The sequence below is a fragment of the Clostridium carnis genome (assembly GCF_054657435.1).
In genome coordinates, this window is sequence record NZ_BAAHYS010000001.1 from 1179053 (window position 1) to 1196804 (window position 17752).

The 17752-nt window shown below is 28.1% G+C and carries 15 protein-coding genes and 1 riboswitch; of the genes, 2 read left to right on the plus strand and 13 right to left on the minus strand.

All coding sequences use genetic code 11. The annotated features are described in order from the left end of the window. Nucleotides 1-7 precede the first annotated feature (7 nt). The 3 genes from ACYQ1T_RS05455 to ACYQ1T_RS05465 all read right to left on the minus strand — a co-directional run bounded on the left by ACYQ1T_RS05455 (nt 8) and on the right by ACYQ1T_RS05465 (nt 3138). Nucleotides 8-835 (minus strand): carbohydrate ABC transporter permease, encoded by an 828-nt coding sequence (locus tag ACYQ1T_RS05455; protein WP_459832666.1) that lies wholly within the window; start codon nt 833-835, stop codon nt 8-10. A gap of 17 nt (nt 836-852) precedes the next feature. After that, complete coding sequence (locus ACYQ1T_RS05460) at nt 853-1779, minus strand: carbohydrate ABC transporter permease (RefSeq protein ID WP_459832668.1); 927 nt, start codon at nt 1777-1779, stop codon at nt 853-855. A gap of 99 nt (nt 1780-1878) precedes the next feature. Next, a complete protein-coding gene (locus ACYQ1T_RS05465; protein WP_459836468.1) occupies nt 1879-3138 on the minus strand; it encodes a sugar ABC transporter substrate-binding protein in 1260 nt (419 codons plus the stop codon). A gap of 203 nt (nt 3139-3341) precedes the next feature. On the opposite strand from ACYQ1T_RS05465, the gene ACYQ1T_RS05470 reads away from it, so the two are divergent. After that, on the plus strand, nt 3342-4193 hold the full coding sequence (locus ACYQ1T_RS05470) for an AraC family transcriptional regulator (RefSeq protein ID WP_459832670.1): 852 nt from the start codon (nt 3342-3344) through the stop codon (nt 4191-4193). A 124-nt stretch (nt 4194-4317) separates the two neighbouring features. On the opposite strand, the gene ACYQ1T_RS05475 is transcribed toward ACYQ1T_RS05470, so the two are convergent. From ACYQ1T_RS05475 to nrdD, 10 genes are all read right to left on the minus strand, one after another. Further along, nucleotides 4318-5799, minus strand: coding sequence for a leucyl aminopeptidase (locus ACYQ1T_RS05475; protein ID WP_459832673.1), 1482 nt, complete (start codon nt 5797-5799; stop codon nt 4318-4320). A 325-nt stretch (nt 5800-6124) separates the two neighbouring features. Next, the gene (locus ACYQ1T_RS05480) at nt 6125-6697 is read right to left on the minus strand and encodes a xanthine phosphoribosyltransferase (protein WP_459832675.1); all 573 of its coding nucleotides are present in this window, start codon (nt 6695-6697) and stop codon (nt 6125-6127) included. A 99-nt stretch (nt 6698-6796) separates the two neighbouring features. Next, nucleotides 6797-6898, minus strand: a riboswitch (purine riboswitch). 54 nt (nt 6899-6952) lie between these two features. Then, nucleotides 6953-7714 carry an ABC transporter permease gene (locus ACYQ1T_RS05485; RefSeq protein WP_459832676.1) on the minus strand — a complete coding sequence of 254 codons (762 nt, stop codon included), beginning with the start codon at nt 7712-7714 and terminating at the stop codon, nt 6953-6955. Further along, nucleotides 7711-8361 (minus strand): ABC transporter ATP-binding protein, encoded by a 651-nt coding sequence (locus ACYQ1T_RS05490; protein ID WP_459832678.1) that lies wholly within the window; start codon nt 8359-8361, stop codon nt 7711-7713. Before ACYQ1T_RS05490 ends, ACYQ1T_RS05485 begins: the two co-directional genes overlap by 4 nt. Nucleotides 8362-8498: 137 nt before the next feature. Beyond that, a complete protein-coding gene (locus ACYQ1T_RS05495; protein WP_459832680.1) occupies nt 8499-8813 on the minus strand; it encodes a PadR family transcriptional regulator in 315 nt (104 codons plus the stop codon). Between the two features lie 105 nt (nt 8814-8918). Beyond that, a complete protein-coding gene (gene nrdG, locus ACYQ1T_RS05500; RefSeq protein ID WP_459832682.1) occupies nt 8919-9434 on the minus strand; it encodes an anaerobic ribonucleoside-triphosphate reductase activating protein in 516 nt (171 codons plus the stop codon). 122 nt (nt 9435-9556) lie between these two features. Next, complete coding sequence (locus ACYQ1T_RS05505; protein ID WP_459832684.1) at nt 9557-10846, minus strand: CapA family protein; 1290 nt, start codon at nt 10844-10846, stop codon at nt 9557-9559. Nucleotides 10847-10967: 121 nt separating this feature from the next. Then, nucleotides 10968-12893, minus strand: coding sequence for an aconitate hydratase (locus ACYQ1T_RS05510; protein WP_459832687.1), 1926 nt, complete (start codon nt 12891-12893; stop codon nt 10968-10970). 42 nt (nt 12894-12935) lie between these two features. Then, nucleotides 12936-14099, minus strand: a complete 1164-nt coding sequence (nifV, locus tag ACYQ1T_RS05515) for a homocitrate synthase (protein ID WP_459832689.1) — start codon at nt 14097-14099, stop codon at nt 12936-12938. A 335-nt stretch (nt 14100-14434) separates the two neighbouring features. Further along, entirely contained in the window at nt 14435-16552 is a 2118-nt protein-coding gene (gene nrdD / locus ACYQ1T_RS05520) for an anaerobic ribonucleoside-triphosphate reductase (RefSeq protein ID WP_459832692.1), read from the minus strand. A 354-nt stretch (nt 16553-16906) separates the two neighbouring features. Between nrdD and ACYQ1T_RS05525 the strand changes: the two genes are divergently transcribed. After that, nucleotides 16907-17752 (plus strand): DegV family protein, encoded by an 846-nt coding sequence (locus tag ACYQ1T_RS05525; RefSeq protein WP_459832694.1) that lies wholly within the window; start codon nt 16907-16909, stop codon nt 17750-17752.

The following is a 17752-nucleotide window of genomic DNA, read 5'->3' on the forward strand; positions in this document are numbered from 1 at the left end:
AATATACTTAAAGTTTTCCACCTGAAGTTGCAATACCTTCAATAAATTGTTTTTGGAAAATAATATAAACTGCTAGCATTGGCCAAATTGCTAATACAGATGCAGCCATAAGTTGCGGATAATTTACAGAGTAAGCTCCTTGAATTTTTGATAGTGCTGATGACAATGTAGCTGCATCGGTATTTGAGTTAACAATTAATGGCCACATTAAATCTTTAAATGCAAATAATGCTGTAAATATACTTAAAGCAATTAATCCTGATTTTGCTAAAGGAAGCATAACTTTAAAAAATGTTTGACCAATATTGCAACCATCTAGGTGTGCTGATTCTTCTAACTCTTTTGGTAACCCGATGAAAAATTGTCTTAAAAGAAATGTTCCAAATGCACTAACTATTCCTGGAAAAACAAGTGCAAAAATAGTATTTCTCATGTTAATTTGATCTATCATTAAATATTGTGGAATTACAAAAACTTGTGCTGGTATCATCATTTGAAATAAAACTAGCCCAAATAAAAAGTTTTTCCCTGGAAATTCTAGTCTTGCAAATGCATATGCTGCCATTGCACTAAATAATACTGAACTAATTACACGAAAAATCATCATTAAGAATGTATTAAAATATAATATAATAAAATTATTTCCTTTTATAACTTCTATATAATTTTCTATTTTCCATTGACTTGGTAAAATAGAAAATGGATTCATTTGAGTAGATTCTGTTACTGTTTTAAATGATGTTAATACCATCCATAAAAATGGTAATATCATCATAATTGCAATAATAATTAAAAATAAATGTATAAATAATCTAGAAACTTTTTTCTCTTTCACTGATATCAACTCCTTATCTACATGTAATTTACCCATTTTTTTTGTAATTTTAATTGAACAAAGGTAAATAATAAAATAATTATTAATAATAATATAATAATTGTTGATCCATATCCTTTATCTGAATATTTAAATGCATTATTATAAAATAAGTAAACAAGTGATACAGTTTTATCATAAGCAGGACTTGTTATATCTATCATCATATAAATTACATCAAATACTTGCATTGATTGAATTATATTAGTAACAATTACGAAAAATAATGTAGGTGAAACTAGAGGAAGGGTTATTTTGAAAAACTTATTTACAGAATTAGCTCCATCAATAGTTGCAGCCTCATAATAATCCTTTGGTATTTCTTGAAGCCCTGCCAAAATCAATACCATACTATATCCAATAGTGCTCCAAATTCCTATAATTATTAGTGAGTACATTGCTATATTAGGATCATTTATCCAATCTACTTTTGGTATCCCTATTTTTTCTAATAAATGGTTTATTAATCCAAATTGTGTATTATACAACCATTTCCAAACCATTGTTATAGCTGCTGGAGCAGCTACCATTGGAATAAAATAAATAGTACGATAAAATCCTCTACCCTTTATTTTTTTATTTAATATTGTAGCTAAAATAAGAGCAAGAATTACATTTAATGGTACAACAAAAAATGTATATTTAAGGGTATTAATAGTTGCTTGCCATACCTGTTTATCTCCTAATAACTTTATATAATTGTTAAATCCTACAAAAACATCATTTTTTCCAAAGTCACCACTTTCGAAAAAACTCATCTTTAAAACTTGGAATATTGGAATAATATTTAAAATAATTAATCCAATAATTGTTGGTGCTATTAAAAGCCAACCCCAAACCCATTCCGTTCTTTCTTTATTAGGAATAAAAAACTTTTTAAATAACTTCTTTTCTCCCAATTCCATAATTACTTCTCCTTGACTGTCATATTTTTATACTTTGTATATTTAATAAAAAAAGCAATAGCTACTATATTTATACTTCACTATTGCTTTTTATTAAACTTATTTCTCTTCAGCTAAATAATCATTCATCATTTTTGCAGTTTCTTTACTTGCTTCCTCAACTGAAATTTCTCCAAGATATGCCTTTTTTAGAATTTCTGTCGCCTTATCTTCCCATTTAGCAGTAGAATTAGAATATGGTCTTATCTTTGCATACTCTACCATATCTGTAAAAACTTTTGTATTAAATTTTTTATTTGTTTCTACCCATGTTTCTGCTGCTCCATTATATGCCGGAATAGCTACACCTAATTCTCCTTGTTTTTCTTGTCCTTCTTTTGATCCTAAGTATTCTAACCATTTCCAAGCTTCTTGTGGGTGTTCTGTCTTAGCAGAAGCTGCATTACCTAGTCCGTTAAATATTGTTGCTCTTTTTCCATCATTTGCTGAAGGTAGTACAGCAACATCAAAATTCTTAGTCATATATTCATTTTCTGAAAAAGAACTTAAGTTCCAAGAACCGAAAAATCCCATGGCTACTTGTCCATTTTGTAAAGCTTCTGCTCTTTCTTTATCATTATAAATCTTAGGTGATAAGCCTTCTTTTGATAAATTAAAATAATATTTCATAGCCTCTATTGTTTTTGGATTATCATATCCTGATTTCTTATCGCTATTTATAACTTCTCCACCGTTTTGGTATATAAAATTATAATAACCTTCTTGATTGTGTAATGGAGCTAAAATTCCATATTGACTTCCATCTGATTTTGTTAATTTCTTTGCAACTTCTTGTAGTTTTTCCCAATTCCAACTTTGATCTGGATATGCTATATTCGCTTCATCAAACATTTTTTTGTTATACCATAATCCAATAGTGTCATAATCTTTTGGAATTGCATATTGATTATTATTTATATTATAAATTTTATTTAATTCCTCTGGAAAATTTTTTAAATTTACCTCTTTACTATCCTTAATGTAATTATTTAAATTCAATAACATTTCATTAGATCCATAACGATAAATTTCATTAGAATGCATCCAGAATGTATCTGGTAATGATCCACCTGTTGCTGCTGCTTCTAACATTGTCCAATAATCATTCCATCCTATAACTTGTATATTAATTTTTATATTAGGGTTCTTTGTTTCAAATTCATCAGCCATTTTACGCAATCCCTTTTCCTGACCTGAATCCCATATAGCATATGAAATTGTTACATTGCCATTACTAGATTCTCCCTTTCCTTTGCTTCCACAACCAACTAAAAATACAATACATAGACTAAAAATTAATAATCCAAATTTCTTTCTCATTTTCATACCCATTCCTCCTGAAATATAATTAAAATTTAATTAACTTATTGTAAATTTTTTGTTATTAAGTTAATTTATATAAATTCTATCATTGAAAACGTTACTATTCTATGTTATTATTATTCTTAAATATATTAATATTTGTACTTTTTTCATATTTGCATATATATTGTAATTTTATCATATATTTTATGGGGGTATTTATGTCTAAATTTGAAACTTATATTTTTAATAATGAAAATTATATTGATTTAAAACCAATTCAATTTGGAGCTGAGCAATGTGATCCACTGCATTCAATAGGTCCTACAGTTAAAAATAATTATTTATTTCATTATGTAATATCAGGAAAAGGGAAATTTTTTCCAGTGGATTCTGAAAATTTTGAAAAAAAATATTATGAAATTTCTGCTGGGGAAGGGTTTTTAATTTGTCCAAATGCTATTTGTTCATATCAAGCTGATGAAAATTATCCTTGGCATTATATGTGGATTGAATTTAATGGATTAAAAGCAAAGATGTATATGGAAGAAGTCGGGTTAAACCCCAAAAACCCAATATTTAAAGCAAAAGAAAAGGATTGTTCGATTGAAATTATTAAACGAATGAGGGATATTGTTAATTATCCCAAAAAAAATCCAAGTTTTATAATAGGAAACTTATACTTATTTATTAATTCTCTTATTGAATCTTCAATAAATAGTACCTTAAGTGAAATAGATAACTTAAATGAATTTTATATTCGTGAAGCCTTAAATTTTATTGAATTCAATTATAATCGTAATATTTCTGTTGAAGATGTTTCTAATAGATGTAATTTAAGTAAATCCTACTTCAGCCGTATTTTTAAAAACCATATGAATATAACACCTCAAGAGTTTTTAATTCAATATAAAATGTCAAAAGCCTGTGATTTATTAAAAGATACTACTTTATCTATTTCATCTATTTCTGAATTATTAGGCTATTCTAATCAATTTAATTTTTCAGTAGCATTTAAAAAGAAATATACTATCTCACCTTCTCAATGGAGAAAAACCTATCTAAATGAATAATATAATTAATGTTATAAAAAATGTTTTTATAAATATAAAATATTCTTATGAAGTTCTTAGATTTTAAAAACAAAAGACAATAGATAGATTTGTTTTTAAACATATCCATCTACTGTCTCTACTTTTATTTATCTTCTCTATTTTTAACTAATTGATAAAGTGTACTTACCGGTGCTCCAGTAGCCCCTTTAATGCAATAATCGCTATTAGCAGATGCCCAAGATGTTCCTGCTATATCTAAATGTAACCATGGCTTATTTTGAACAAATTCTTCAATAAATAATCCAGCAGTTATTGTTCCTGCAAATCTTCCACCACTATTTTTTAAATCCGCTATATCTGATTTAATAAGTTTTCTATACTCTTCAAAGGCTGGTAATTGCCATATTTTTTCACCAGTATAATCTGAAGCTACTTTTAATTCATTATAAAAACCTTGATTATTTGTTAAAATAGCTGTTGTTGTTTCTCCTAATGCCACTAATGCAGCACCTGTTAACGTTGCAACATCTATTATTTCTTTTGCATTTTCTTTTTCTATTATATAATGAACTGCATCTACTAATGTTAATCTTCCTTCAGCATCTGTGTTAACTACTTCTATAGTTTTCCCTGCCATTGAACCTATTATTTCTCCTGGTTTATAGGCATTTCCTGCAATAAGATTTTCACAAGCTGCTACTACAGCAACTACATTAGTTTTTAATTTTCTTTTAGCTATAACTGACATAGCTCCAATAACAGAAGCTGCACCACCCATATCTGATTTCATATCAACCATACTTCCAGTTGGTTTTATTGAATATCCACCTGAATCATAAGTTAAGCCTTTTCCTACTAATCCTAATATATTGTCCTTATTATCTTTGTCACCAAAGTATCTCATAACAATAAATTTAGGTTCTTTTTCTGCTGCTTTTGCTACATTGTAAAATGCTTCCATTTTAAGATCTTTTATTTTTTCTACATCATAAACTTCAACTTGAAATCCGCTTTCTGCTCCAACACTTACAGCTTCATTTGCTAAAGTCTCTGGATAAATAACATTTGATGGTTCATTAACTAAATCTCTAGCTATTATAACTCCATCTGCTATTGTTATTCCTTCTTCTATAGCAGAAATAATTTCTTTCTTAACACTATCATCTACTCCATGAGCTCCTATTGATACATTAAGTTCTTTCTCTTCTTTCTTAGAAGTTTTGTATTTATCAAATTTATAATTTGCTAATTTAGCTCCGTAAACAACAGCTTTTGCCATTTCAGCTTTTTCTATTTTTTCAGTATCAGGAATTCTTAAAGTTATGCTAGAAAGCTTTAATTCCTTACACTTTTTAACACCCTTTCCTGAAGCAGTTCTAAGTTCTTCTAAAGTTAACTCTTCTTCTTTTCCTAATCCTATTAATATAACCGTTTGAAGCTTAGAGTCTTTTTCTCTAGTAAAGCTATATAACTCTCCCTTTTTGCCTAAAAATAATTCTCTTTCTTCTAAAGCCTTTATAAATTTATTAAGCTCTTCATTTGGAGTGCTTATTTTTTTTTCTAATAAATAAACTACTAAAGCATCTACTTCTGAACAAGTCATGCTTTTAAATCCTATATTCATATAAATTACCTCCTAAAAAATATCTTTTACCTATAATACCACTATTAAACATAAGCTTCAATGGATAATAATTATTATTTAAATAATTTAAAAATTTTTGTATAAATTTCTTAGTTATTGTACATAATACTAATGTAGATACAAAAACCTGTTTAATACAGGTCCCATCCCCCATTTATTTAAAAGCGCTTAGGCGCTTTTTTTATTTCTACTAACAAATACTTTATTTAAGTTTAAAATTAAATCCATGATTATAAAAACTTATACTTTTATAATCATGGATTTTTATGTATTTCAATTATTATCTTTATTAAGTTAATTATTTTTATTTAAATATAACAGTATTATTTTCGAATCTATCTATTATAGCTAAAGATTCAACTTTTGCTCCCATTTCTTCTAATACTTTTCTACCATCTTGGAAACCTTTTTCAATAACTATACCTATTCCAACAAGATTTGCTTGTGCTTGATTTAATATATCCATCATACCTTTTGTAGCACATCCTTGAGCTAAGAAATCATCTATAACTAATACATTTTCCCCTTTATTTAAAAAGTTCTTACCCACTCTTACTTTATATGTTTTCTTTTTAGTAAATGAATGAACTTCTGCTTCATAAACTTCTTTATCTAAGTTTAAACTTTCAGTCTTTTTTGCAAATACTACAGGTACATAATCAAAGTATTGAGATACAATAGCTGCTATTCCAATTCCAGATGCTTCAATTGTAAGTATTTTATCAACTTTTACATCTTTAAATCTTTCTTTAAATGCTTTTCCCATTTCATTGAAAAATTTTATATCCATTTGATGATTTAAAAAACAGTCTACTTTAAGTATATTTCCTTCTCTTATTTTTCCTTCTGTAAGTATTTTTTCCTTTAACGCTTGCATTTTTCCTTATCTCCTCTATTTATTATTTACCCTCTGCTCTAAAGTATGGATTTCCAAACCTATAAATATATGAAATAAAGAACCCTACAAAAGGGTACATAAATTAATTCATATACTCGTAGTTAGGATATTTACGGTTTCCTAGTAGAAACACCTGAACCATATTTTCAGGCATATACGAATATTATTTCTTTTTGCTTATTATAGCACCTAATAATCTAAAATTTCAATATTTTATTAATTTCATAGACTTTATTAGTTTATATCTTTTAACACTATTAATTGAGCTCTATCATTAAAATATGATTTATAAGCAAGATAACTTGAACACATAGCTGAAATTGTAGTTGCTGTTAATAACATAAATGTAACCATAATTTGAAATTTAATAGCTACTAGTGGAGATGCCCCCCCTAATATTAACCCTGTCATCATTCCTGGTAATGAGACTATTCCTAGAGTCTTTGCTGAATCTATCGTTGGCATAATTGCTACCTTTATACTTTCTCTTATTATATCCATTGAGGCTGTTTTTATATTACTTCCTAATGATAATTTTGCTTCAATTTCCCCTCTTCCTCTTTTAAAGTTTACATCTAAATTTTTATAACATAAATTTATAGCTACCATAGAATTTGATACTATCATTCCTGATACAGCTATAACTTCATTTGGTACAAATTTAATGGCACCTGAAATCACTAGCACACCTAATGTAATACTTGTTCCACTTGTTATTGATATAAGAGATATAAGTAATGGTCTTTTTATATTTTTTGCTCTATTTATAGTATTATAAGAAGCATTAAAAATTATTATTGTTATTAAAACAACAGTTATAACCTTATTATTTGCTCCAAATATTAATTCTAAAATATATCCTACAATTACTAATTGTATTACAGCCCTTATTATGCTTATTATTATTTCTTTTTCAAGTTGCAGTTTTTCTTTATAAGATATAATTATTGGTATTACTAATAAAAATGAGGTTAAAATTAAAGATACATTATTCATTGCATGTCTCCTTCTAATTTACCAGAATTTATTTTAATCAATCTACTATTAAATCTTTTAGTTTGCTCAATATCATGAGTTACCCAAACTACAGTAATTCCTAACTTATTAACTTCTCTAATTAATATTTCAATCAGCCTCTTATTTTCTTCATCTAAGGCTGAAGTTACCTCATCTAATAAAAGAATTTCAGGATTAAATATAACATTTCTAATAAGTGCTATCCTTTGTCTTTCACCGCCTGATAAATCATTTACTCCCTTATTTAAATAATCATCTTTTAAATTAATTAATTTAAATAACTCTTTTATTCTTCCATAATCAACCTCTTGCTTTCTAATTTTATAAGGAAACTCTAAATTCTCCTTAACAGTTTGTCCAAATAAATATGGAGTTTGATTACAGTATGAAATCATTTTTCTTAATTCTTCAGGTTTATAACTAAAATACTCTTTATCCTTATATAATATTGTTCCATTTGTTGGACTTATTAAATCACCCATTAACTTTAATAAAGAACTTTTTCCACTTCCTGATGGACCTGTTATAAAAACAAATTCTCCTTTATTAATTTCTAAATTTATTCCTTTTAAAATACTACTATTATTTATATTTAAAGATATATCTTTTACTTTTAAACTTCCCATAAACACCTCTTCTTTAACATTTGATAAGATTTTATTATCATAACTCGATATCGTAATTCGATAATATCATTTTTTAAATTTTTTTGCAAATAAAAGAGATGTAATGGTATTTTAATATATACCTACATCTCTTTTTACTAATTCTCTATTGGAACTTCTCTTATTAATTCTTTAAGTTTTGCTTGAAGTTCTTTTAATAAATACTCTCCATCATTTGTTGACTTATAATATTTTCTTATTTTACCATTTACATTTTTCTCTTCTTTATCTAATAATCCTTCCTCTACCATAGTTTTTAACATAGGATATAATGTTCCTGGGCTTATATTATATCCATGTTCTTTTAGCTCCTCTATCATCCATGTTCCATAAAATGGTTTCATCTTTGCATGATGTAATATATGTATATATATAAATCCATTAAATATTTTTCTCATTATTTGTTCTTTCAATAGCTTCACCTCTTAAAAATGTTACCTTATTAAGCTTAATAATTATTTGTAGTTTATCTACATTAAGTTAGAATGTAGTTGTAAATACTTTTATTATAACTATAATTAAAAATTATAGTCTAAAACTTCTATCTTTTTGGTATCTAAACTTTTTTTAACATCTATTATCCTTTGATTTGTAGATCCTCTAAATCTTAGACCTTCTCTTGTTTTTGTTAAATCAAACTTTCCATCTACTAAAACATCTATATTATTTAAAAGTTCTTTCCACCCTACTCTTTTATCTAAGTTATCTAATATATATTCGAAAGTATATCCTGTATAGCACCAAATATTTAGATTATTTTTTTTAAATATCTTTGCCATATATGAAAACTTATCAGCTTGCTCTAGAGGGTCACCACCACTAAAAGTTATTCCTTTAAGCATTGGATTATCCAAAACATCATGTATAAGTTCATCCATATCTCTTTCTTCTCCCCCTAAAAAATCATGTGTATCTGGATTAAAACACCCTTTACAAAAATGATTACACCCTTGAGAAAAAAACACCCTTCTCATACCTGGCCCGTTAACTAAGCTTTCATAAGCTATTCCGGATAACCTTATATTTTTATTCATTGTAATCACTCCTATCATAATTAATTCTTTAATATCTCCTAAGTTAATTTTTTATATAATATAAGCTTAATCAAATAAATTAACATTATTAACTACGAATATATTTTTTATATACTACAAACTTAATCATATTTAACCTTTATATTACTATTAAATTTTTCAATAATAGATTTTGTTCTTTCAAAGGATTCCTTTACCCTTACTTTTCCATTTTCAGTTAAATAATCTGCATCATAAATAGTTGCTGGTACAACTTCATAAAAAAGTTTTCCTTCTTTTTCATACCAATTTACCCAAGTTGGTATATACTTTGGAGTATCTACATCTATTTTATTTGTATTCATATTTTTACTTATATTAATAGATACAATAACACCATCTTCTGTATATGGATTTCCTATTCTCTCAGTTCTTTGACTTGATAAGAAGTTTCCCATTGAATATATTACAGCTGTATTACTTGTTCCATCTGATGATTTTAAAATATCAATTGGTTGTAATGAGTGTGGATGTGTTCCAAAAATTATATCAACCTTTTTATTCGCTAGAAATTGGGCCATTTCCTTTTGCATAGAATTTGGCTCTAACTCATATTCATCTCCCCAGTGCATATAAAATATTATAGCCTCTGCACCGTCATTTCTCATGTTATCTATTTGCTCACTCATGCTTTGTAAATCTTGATTAATATCGTTAGGATGAAATGTATTCATTAAAGGTAGTAAATCAGATGAAATTTCTGTTCCATTTAAGCCTCTACCTCCACTTCCTGCTGTCATTGTATATCCATAAGATATTATTCCAAGTTTTATTCCCTTTACATCTTTTATTATATATCTTTTATCTTCCGTACTTGCTCTACTACCTATTACATCAAAACCTTTTTCTACTAATACTTCTCTAGTTCTTTTATATCCTCTTACATCTCTATCTAATGCATGATTGTTCATATTAGCAACAACATCTATTCCTACCTCCTTCATAGCATCTGCTAATGAATCTGGCGTATTAAAAGATGGATATCCTGAATAATCGTAATTTTCCTTTCCCGCTAAGGTAGTTTCTAAGTTTGCAATAGCTATGTCTGCATTATATAAATACTTTTTGATATACTTTAAATTATTTGTAAAATCATAGCTATCATTTTGCAGATTATATTGAGTTTCTAATATTTCTTTATGTATCAAAAAATCTCCAGTAGCTACTACTTCAATGCTTTTAATTTCTTCTTTAAGTTTTTCTTCATTAGTATTTTCATTAATGCTATCTTCTATATTTATAATATCTTTTATCGATTGTTTTATAAAATATTCTATTCTATTAATATTTAATACTCCTAATATACATAAAATAAAAATACCTATAAATAGAGGTAATCTTTTGTTATTTTTTCTATTTATTTTTCTTCCCATAAAGCCCTCCATATATTTATTTATAGAATTATTATACATTATATTATATAAAAATCTCTTCATTATCTTATATAAATATTTATAAAAAACCTAAGCTTATAATATAAACTTAGGTTTTTTTCTATTTATCTGATAATTTTACATAATTAAGCCTTCCTCCAGCTTTAATTACTTCAATCTCCTTTTCTGTTAAAGAAAGTATAGCCTTAAATTCAATATCTTTAGTTATATTCTTTACTATAACAAATCCTTCTTTTAGTGCACTTTGAATATTATCTAGCATTAACTCGTCTAATAAATCAATCTCCTCATATTTGTCCTCTATCTCAAACTCCATAGGTATTATACCATTATTTATTAAATTAGCTTTATGAATTCTTGCAAATGATTTTGCTATAATTCCCTTAACTCCTAAGTAAAGTGGTGCTAAGGCAGCATGTTCTCTGCTTGAACCTTGACCATAATTATTTCCGGCTATAATAAATCCACCATTGTTTTCTTTTGCTCTATTTGGAAACTCCGTATCAACAGTATTAAAGCAGAACTCTGCTAAATAAGGTATATTTGACCTAAATGGTAATAACTTAGAATTTGATGGCATAATATGATCAGTTGTTATATTATCTTCAACCTTTATTAAAACCTTCCCTTCTATCAACTCTCCAAGCTCCTTATTTACAGGGAAAGGCTTGATATTAGGACCTCTAACAACTTCCACCTCTTCATTTATCCCTGATGGTTTTAAAATCATAGAATCATCTATTAAAAATTCTTCTGGAATATCTATACTTACATCAATATCAACTTCTGTTGGATCTGTAAGAACTCCATATAATGCAGATACTGCTGCTGTTTCTGGACTAACTAAATATACATTAGCCGACAATGTTCCACTTCTACCATAAAAGTTTCTATTAAATGTTCTTAATGAAACACCATTTGTTCCTGGTGCTTGTCCCATCCCTATACATGGCCCACATGAATTTTCTAAAATTCTTGCTCCTGAACCTATTATATCTGCAAGAGCTCCATTTCTAGCCATCATCTCCATAACTTGTCTTGATCCAGGTGCTATAACCAAGCTAACATCTTTATGAACTTTCTTTCCCTTTAGTATCTTCGATACTTTCATTAAATCTTCATAAGATGAATTTGTACAACTCCCTATAGCAACTTGATCTATTTTTATTTTTCCAACACTACTAACTTCTTCAACATTATCAGGACTATGTGGTTTTGCTACTAAAGGTTTAAGTTTATCTAAATTAATAGTAACTTCTTCATCATAAATAGCATCTTTATCTGCCTTAAACTCAACCCATTCTTTTTCTCTTCCTTGAGCTTTAAAGAACTCTAAAGTTCTTTCATCACTTGGAAATATTGATGTTGTTGCTCCAAGTTCTGCTCCCATATTAGTAATTGTAGCTCTTTGTGGCACTGATAAAGTTTTAACTCCATCACCTGCATATTCAAATACTCTAGATACTCCTCCCTTAACTGTCAGTTTTCTTAAAACCTCTAGAATAATATCTTTTGCTGCCACCATTTTATTTAATTTTCCAACTAAATTTATTCTACAAACCTTAGGGGTACTTATATAATACGCTCCTCCCCCCATTGCTAGAGCAACATCTAATCCTCCTGCCCCCATTGCCAACATTCCTACTCCACCTGCCGTTGGTGTATGACTATCTGAACCTATTAGAGTTTCTCCTGGAGTCGAAAATCTTTCTAAAAATACTTGATGACATATACCATTTCCAGGTTTTGAAAAATATACACCATATTTTGATGCTACTGTTTGAATAAATTTATGATCATCTGCATTTTCGAATCCTTGTTGTAGCATATTATGATCAATAAAAGCAACAGATCTTTTTGTTTTTACTCTATCTATGCCCATAGCTTCTAGTTGTAAATAAGCCATAGTTCCAGTTGAATCTTGTGTTAATGTTTGATCTATCTTTATCCCTATAGGTTCTCCTACTTTTATTTTACCTTCTACTAAATGGCTTTTTAATACTTTATAAACTAAATTATCACCCATTTACTTAATCCCCCTTTTTATAAATAATATTTTTGCTTATTGCTAATTTTCCTTATTATTTTCCAACCTTATATATTCTTTATATATTTGAACTAACTCCTTATCAAATAGACTCCTTTTTAACCTTACAGAACTTGTCCTTACCATTTCTAAGATTTTTTGTGAAGCATAATCATCTAACTCTATTCCATACTCCTTAAATTTATTTACAATTCCAGCTCTACCTGAATGTTTACCAATAACTATTTGCCTTTCTAAGCCAACTATATCAGGATCAAAAGCCTCATAATTTTTCGGATTTTTTATAGCCCCATCTGCATGAATTCCAGATTCATGTGCAAACATATTATCTCCAACTATAGCTTTCCATGCAGGTAATACTCTACCTGATGCCCTTGAAACATATTCCGATACTTCTCTAAACATAGTTGTATTTATATTTCCTTGGTAATTATAAACAAACATTAATGCCATTAAAACCTCTTCAAGTGCTGCATTTCCAGCTCTTTCACCTAATCCATTTACAGTTACACCCACATGAGATGCTCCTCCATTAATTCCTGCAACTGCATTAGCTGTTGCCATTCCAAAATCATTATGAGTGTGCATTTCTATATCAAATCCAGTATTAGAATACAAATAATTTATATTATCTCTAATAATAAATGGTTCCATTATACCAACAGTATCGCAATATCTAAATCTATCTGCGCCTGCTTGCTTAGCAACATTTATAAACTGAACTAAAAACTCTCTATCAGCTCTTGAAGCATCTTCACCATTTACTGATACATATAAACCATTTTTCTTTGCAAACTCTACAGCTTTAAACATATTATCAAGTACCCATTCTCTTGAAGTTTTCAATTTATGTTGTATATGAATATCTGATACAGATATTGAAATAGCAACTGAATCTACTCCACAATCTATAGAATGTTCAATATCTTTTATAACAGCTCTATTCCATGCCATTATGCTACTTTTTTTATTTCTTTTTACAATTTCTTTAATAGCTTCTTTTTCATCTCCACCCATAGCTGGTATACCAACTTCTAATTGGTCTACACCTAAATCACTTAACATTGCTGCAATTGTAACTTTTTCTTGATTTGCAAAAACTACCCCTGCAGTTTGTTCCCCATCTCTTAATGTAGTATCTACAATATAAATAGACTTTCCATTTTCTAAATTTTTAACTGACATTAATTTATCCCCCTTCTTAATTTATTGCTTATTGCTTATATATTTCTGCCCCAATTTATTATACATTTTGTATAATATTACTGTTTTTCTATACTTTTCTTATGATAATTTTATCATACGAAAATTTTTAAAACAAGTAATTACCATGTTAATTTTGACAAAAATTGCAGGATTTTTTAAAAATTATTCAGTTTTTTTCTTATAAAAAATATTTTTTACCTTTACAACACTATTTATTGCAATTTTTTTATACAATCTTGCAATTTTCTTTCTTTACCTAAAACTAAAAAGGATATTAAAACTTATTCATAAAAATAAGTTCTAATATCCTTCTTTTATAGTACTTGATAATTATTCTTATTAGTTCCTGTGTGCGATCTTCTGTCTGCTCTTTCTTGATATTTACCTGGTCCAAATCTTTCATCTAAACTTAAATATCCTGTAACTCTTGAAATACCTTGAATATTATGACTTCCACACTTATTGCACCTTGATTGGCTACTATTTAAATGAGTACCACACTCCTTGCAATATCTTATATGAAAATTGATTCCTAGATAACTTATATTTGTATTTTTATAAGCATAATTTAAAATATCCATAATAGCTTCACCACTTGGAAGATCATCTACTTCTAAATAACTTATATGACCTGCATTACAAAGTTTATGATACGGTGCTTCTATATCTATTTTATCTTTAATTGAAATAGGATAGTTTACAGGTATATGAAAACTATTTGTATAATAATCTTTATCTGTTATATTCTTAATGTTTCCAAATAAACTTCTATCTTGTTTTATAAATTTCCCTGAAAGACCTTCTGCTGGTGTTGCATAACAACTCCAGTTTAACTTAGTCTCTTCTGTTATCCTATCTATATATTGCCTAATGTAACTAATAATCTCTACACCAAGCTCTCTACTTTTTTCATCTTCACCGTGATGTTTTCCAGTTAATGCTATTAAAGTTTCTGCTAAACCTATAAATCCAATTCCCCATGTCCCTTGCTTTAATATTGGTTCTATCGATTCATCTTGACTTAAATTTTCAGATCCCTTCATTAAGCCTTGCCCTGCTACAAATGGTAAGTCTTTAACCTTTAATTTTTTTAATATACCATATCTATGAAGTAATGATTCCTTAGCTAATTCTAACCTTGTATATAATATTTCATAAAATTTCTCTATATCTTCATTTGCTTGAATACCCACTCTTGGTAAATTTATTGTTGTTGGAGCTATGTTTCCTCTTCCTTTACAACCTGGCTCACCATTAATATTTTTCATAAGATATGTCCTACATCCCATAGTGGCGGGCATATAACCCATATCATAATACTCCTTATTAAAGTCTGCATCTATATTCATAAATGTAGGATTCATTCTTTTAGCTGCAACATTACATGCTAGTTTATATAAATAGTGATACTCATCACAAGCATCTCTATTAACACCTTCCTTAACTCTAAAGATTATATTAGGAAATATAGGTTGTTCCCCCTTGCCTAATCCCTTATCATACTCTAATAAAAATATCTCACATACTAACGCTGCATCTTTAGTATTTGGTATTCCTAAATTAATTGAACTAAAAGGAACTTGTGACCCAGCTCTTGAATGCATAGTATTTAGGTTATATACTACACCTTGCATTGCTTGATGTATTCTTTCCTTTAACTTCTTTTCCGTTAAACTCTCTAATCTCTCATCATCAATTCCAAGTTCTTGCAATTCTCTTCTTATTTCATTCCTTGTAGGATTAACAAATTCCCCTAAATCATTATCAAAATCAGGGTGTGATTGACCTCCAAACATATCATTTTGAGTTGATTGTAATAATATGCAAGATAGTTCTGCTGCTGTTTCTATTCTCTTTGGTGCATTTATAGTTCCATACCCTGTATTAAACCCATTTTTCAACATTTCACCTGTTGGAATATGCAAGCAATTTGTAGTTAAATTATAGCTATCTAAATCATGATAATATAAATCTCCTATTTCATGAGCTTTAGCTAAATGTTTCGGCATGGCAGCTAAATTATGCCACTTGTTAGATTCTGATGCTATTCTTAGTAATTTTGAACTAAAATTATTACCTACATTTGCGTTATCTCTATCAGTTTCAATGCCTATCTTTTCTATAGCCTTCATAAGATCAGACTTTATCTCTCTAACCTTGGTTCTTTGTTTTCTATAATTTGAATATGCAGTCTTAATATCTGCATAGCCTCCATCAAGCAAAGCTTTCTCAACTAAATTTTGAATTTCTTCAACAGTTACCTTCTCATTACCTGATAGTTCTATATAGTTAATTACCTTTTGTATTGTGCCAAGCACTTCACTTTCTTTCAGCTTTTTCCCTGAATCATCCCCCGCCTTCTTAATGGCAATAGATATTTTAACTGAATTAAATGGTACCTCTCGACCATCCCTTTTAACTACATATAGCATTTATTAGACCTCCATATACAATATATTGTATTTCAATAGTATCTATTATACTCTATTACATTTTTATCATCAAGCTACACTAGGATAAGATTAACTAAGATTTTTAAGTTTATTCTCATTTTTCTTCTTGTTTTAAATACCCACTACATTTAATTAAATATTTTAAATTTACTATTATAAAAAAATTTTTATATGAAATAATTTATTATATAGGCTTTATCTTGAATTTTAATTTATATAAGTATAAACTGTATCAGTAATGATAATTTAAACTATATCACTATTGATATATTTAACCATTATGCTATAATTTTATTATATAAAAAATGGGATTAATTGTTAGGAGGGATATTTATGCAAAAAATTGCATTACTAGCAGATAGCGCTTGTGATTTGTCTTTAGAGACTTTAGAAGAAAATAATATTAAGTTGCTTCCATTACTAATAAGCTATTCACATGGATGTTTCCAAGATAAAATAGATATTGCTGCCGAAAAAGTTTATAGTAACTTAGATACTGAAATACCTAAAACATCATTACCAAGTGCTGAAAACACTGATAGAATATTAAATCAATTAGAACTTGAAGGTTATACACATGTTATTGCCATAACTATATCTAGTGGACTTTCAGGGACTTTTAATTCTGTAAGATTAGCTTTAGAAGATCATCCAAAGTTAATTTCTCATGTTTTTGATACTAAAATCCTTGCTTTTCCTGAAGGATTAGTAGCACTTGAAGTTGCAAAATTAATAAAAGAAGGTAAATCATTTGAAGAAATAGTTGAACTAATACCTACTATTAGTTCTAAAATAACAGGATATTTTACTCTAAATACTCTAGAATATCTAAAAAAGGGTGGAAGAATAGGCAGAGTTACTGGAACAATTGGTGAAATGCTTAGTTTAAAACCTATTATAACTGTTGATGAGAATGGTGTTTATTATACAGTTTGTAAGGCTCGTGGAAGAAAACAAGCACTTTCAAAACTTACTGATATTTTAAAATCACATTTAGAATCTTCACCATGCAAAGTTTGGGTTTTACAAGGTGGAGCTTTAGAAGAAGGTAAAAAACTTATGGAATCCTTAAAGTCTTTAAATAATATTTTAGACATTGGAATGTCTGAAATAAGTCCTGCTCTAGGGGTTCATGCAGGTCCTGGTTTACTTGGTTTGGCTATACAAAAGGTTGATTAA

Bases quoted from the DNA above. Each gene is read 5' to 3' on its own strand.
- ACYQ1T_RS05525 (WP_459832694.1), top strand. From the start codon at position 16,907: ATGCAAAAAATTGCATTACTAGCAGATAGCGCTTGTGATTTGTCTTTA.
- ACYQ1T_RS05480 (WP_459832675.1), bottom strand. From the start codon at position 6,697: ATGCAAGCGTTAAAGGAAAAAATACTTACAGAAGGAAAAATAAGAGAA.
- nifV (WP_459832689.1), bottom strand. From the start codon at position 14,099: ATGTCAGTTAAAAATTTAGAAAATGGAAAGTCTATTTATATTGTAGAT.
- ACYQ1T_RS05465 (WP_459836468.1), bottom strand. From the start codon at position 3,138: ATGAGAAAGAAATTTGGATTATTAATTTTTAGTCTATGTATTGTATTT.
- ACYQ1T_RS05510 (WP_459832687.1), bottom strand. From the start codon at position 12,893: ATGGGTGATAATTTAGTTTATAAAGTATTAAAAAGCCATTTAGTAGAA.
- ACYQ1T_RS05460 (WP_459832668.1), bottom strand. From the start codon at position 1,779: ATGGAATTGGGAGAAAAGAAGTTATTTAAAAAGTTTTTTATTCCTAAT.
- ACYQ1T_RS05470 (WP_459832670.1), top strand. From the start codon at position 3,342: ATGTCTAAATTTGAAACTTATATTTTTAATAATGAAAATTATATTGAT.
- ACYQ1T_RS05505 (WP_459832684.1), bottom strand. From the start codon at position 10,846: ATGGGAAGAAAAATAAATAGAAAAAATAACAAAAGATTACCTCTATTT.
- ACYQ1T_RS05475 (WP_459832673.1), bottom strand. From the start codon at position 5,799: ATGAATATAGGATTTAAAAGCATGACTTGTTCAGAAGTAGATGCTTTA.
- nrdD (WP_459832692.1), bottom strand. From the start codon at position 16,552: ATGCTATATGTAGTTAAAAGGGATGGTCGAGAGGTACCATTTAATTCA.
- ACYQ1T_RS05490 (WP_459832678.1), bottom strand. From the start codon at position 8,361: ATGGGAAGTTTAAAAGTAAAAGATATATCTTTAAATATAAATAATAGT.
- nrdG (WP_459832682.1), bottom strand. From the start codon at position 9,434: ATGAATAAAAATATAAGGTTATCCGGAATAGCTTATGAAAGCTTAGTT.
- ACYQ1T_RS05485 (WP_459832676.1), bottom strand. From the start codon at position 7,714: ATGAATAATGTATCTTTAATTTTAACCTCATTTTTATTAGTAATACCA.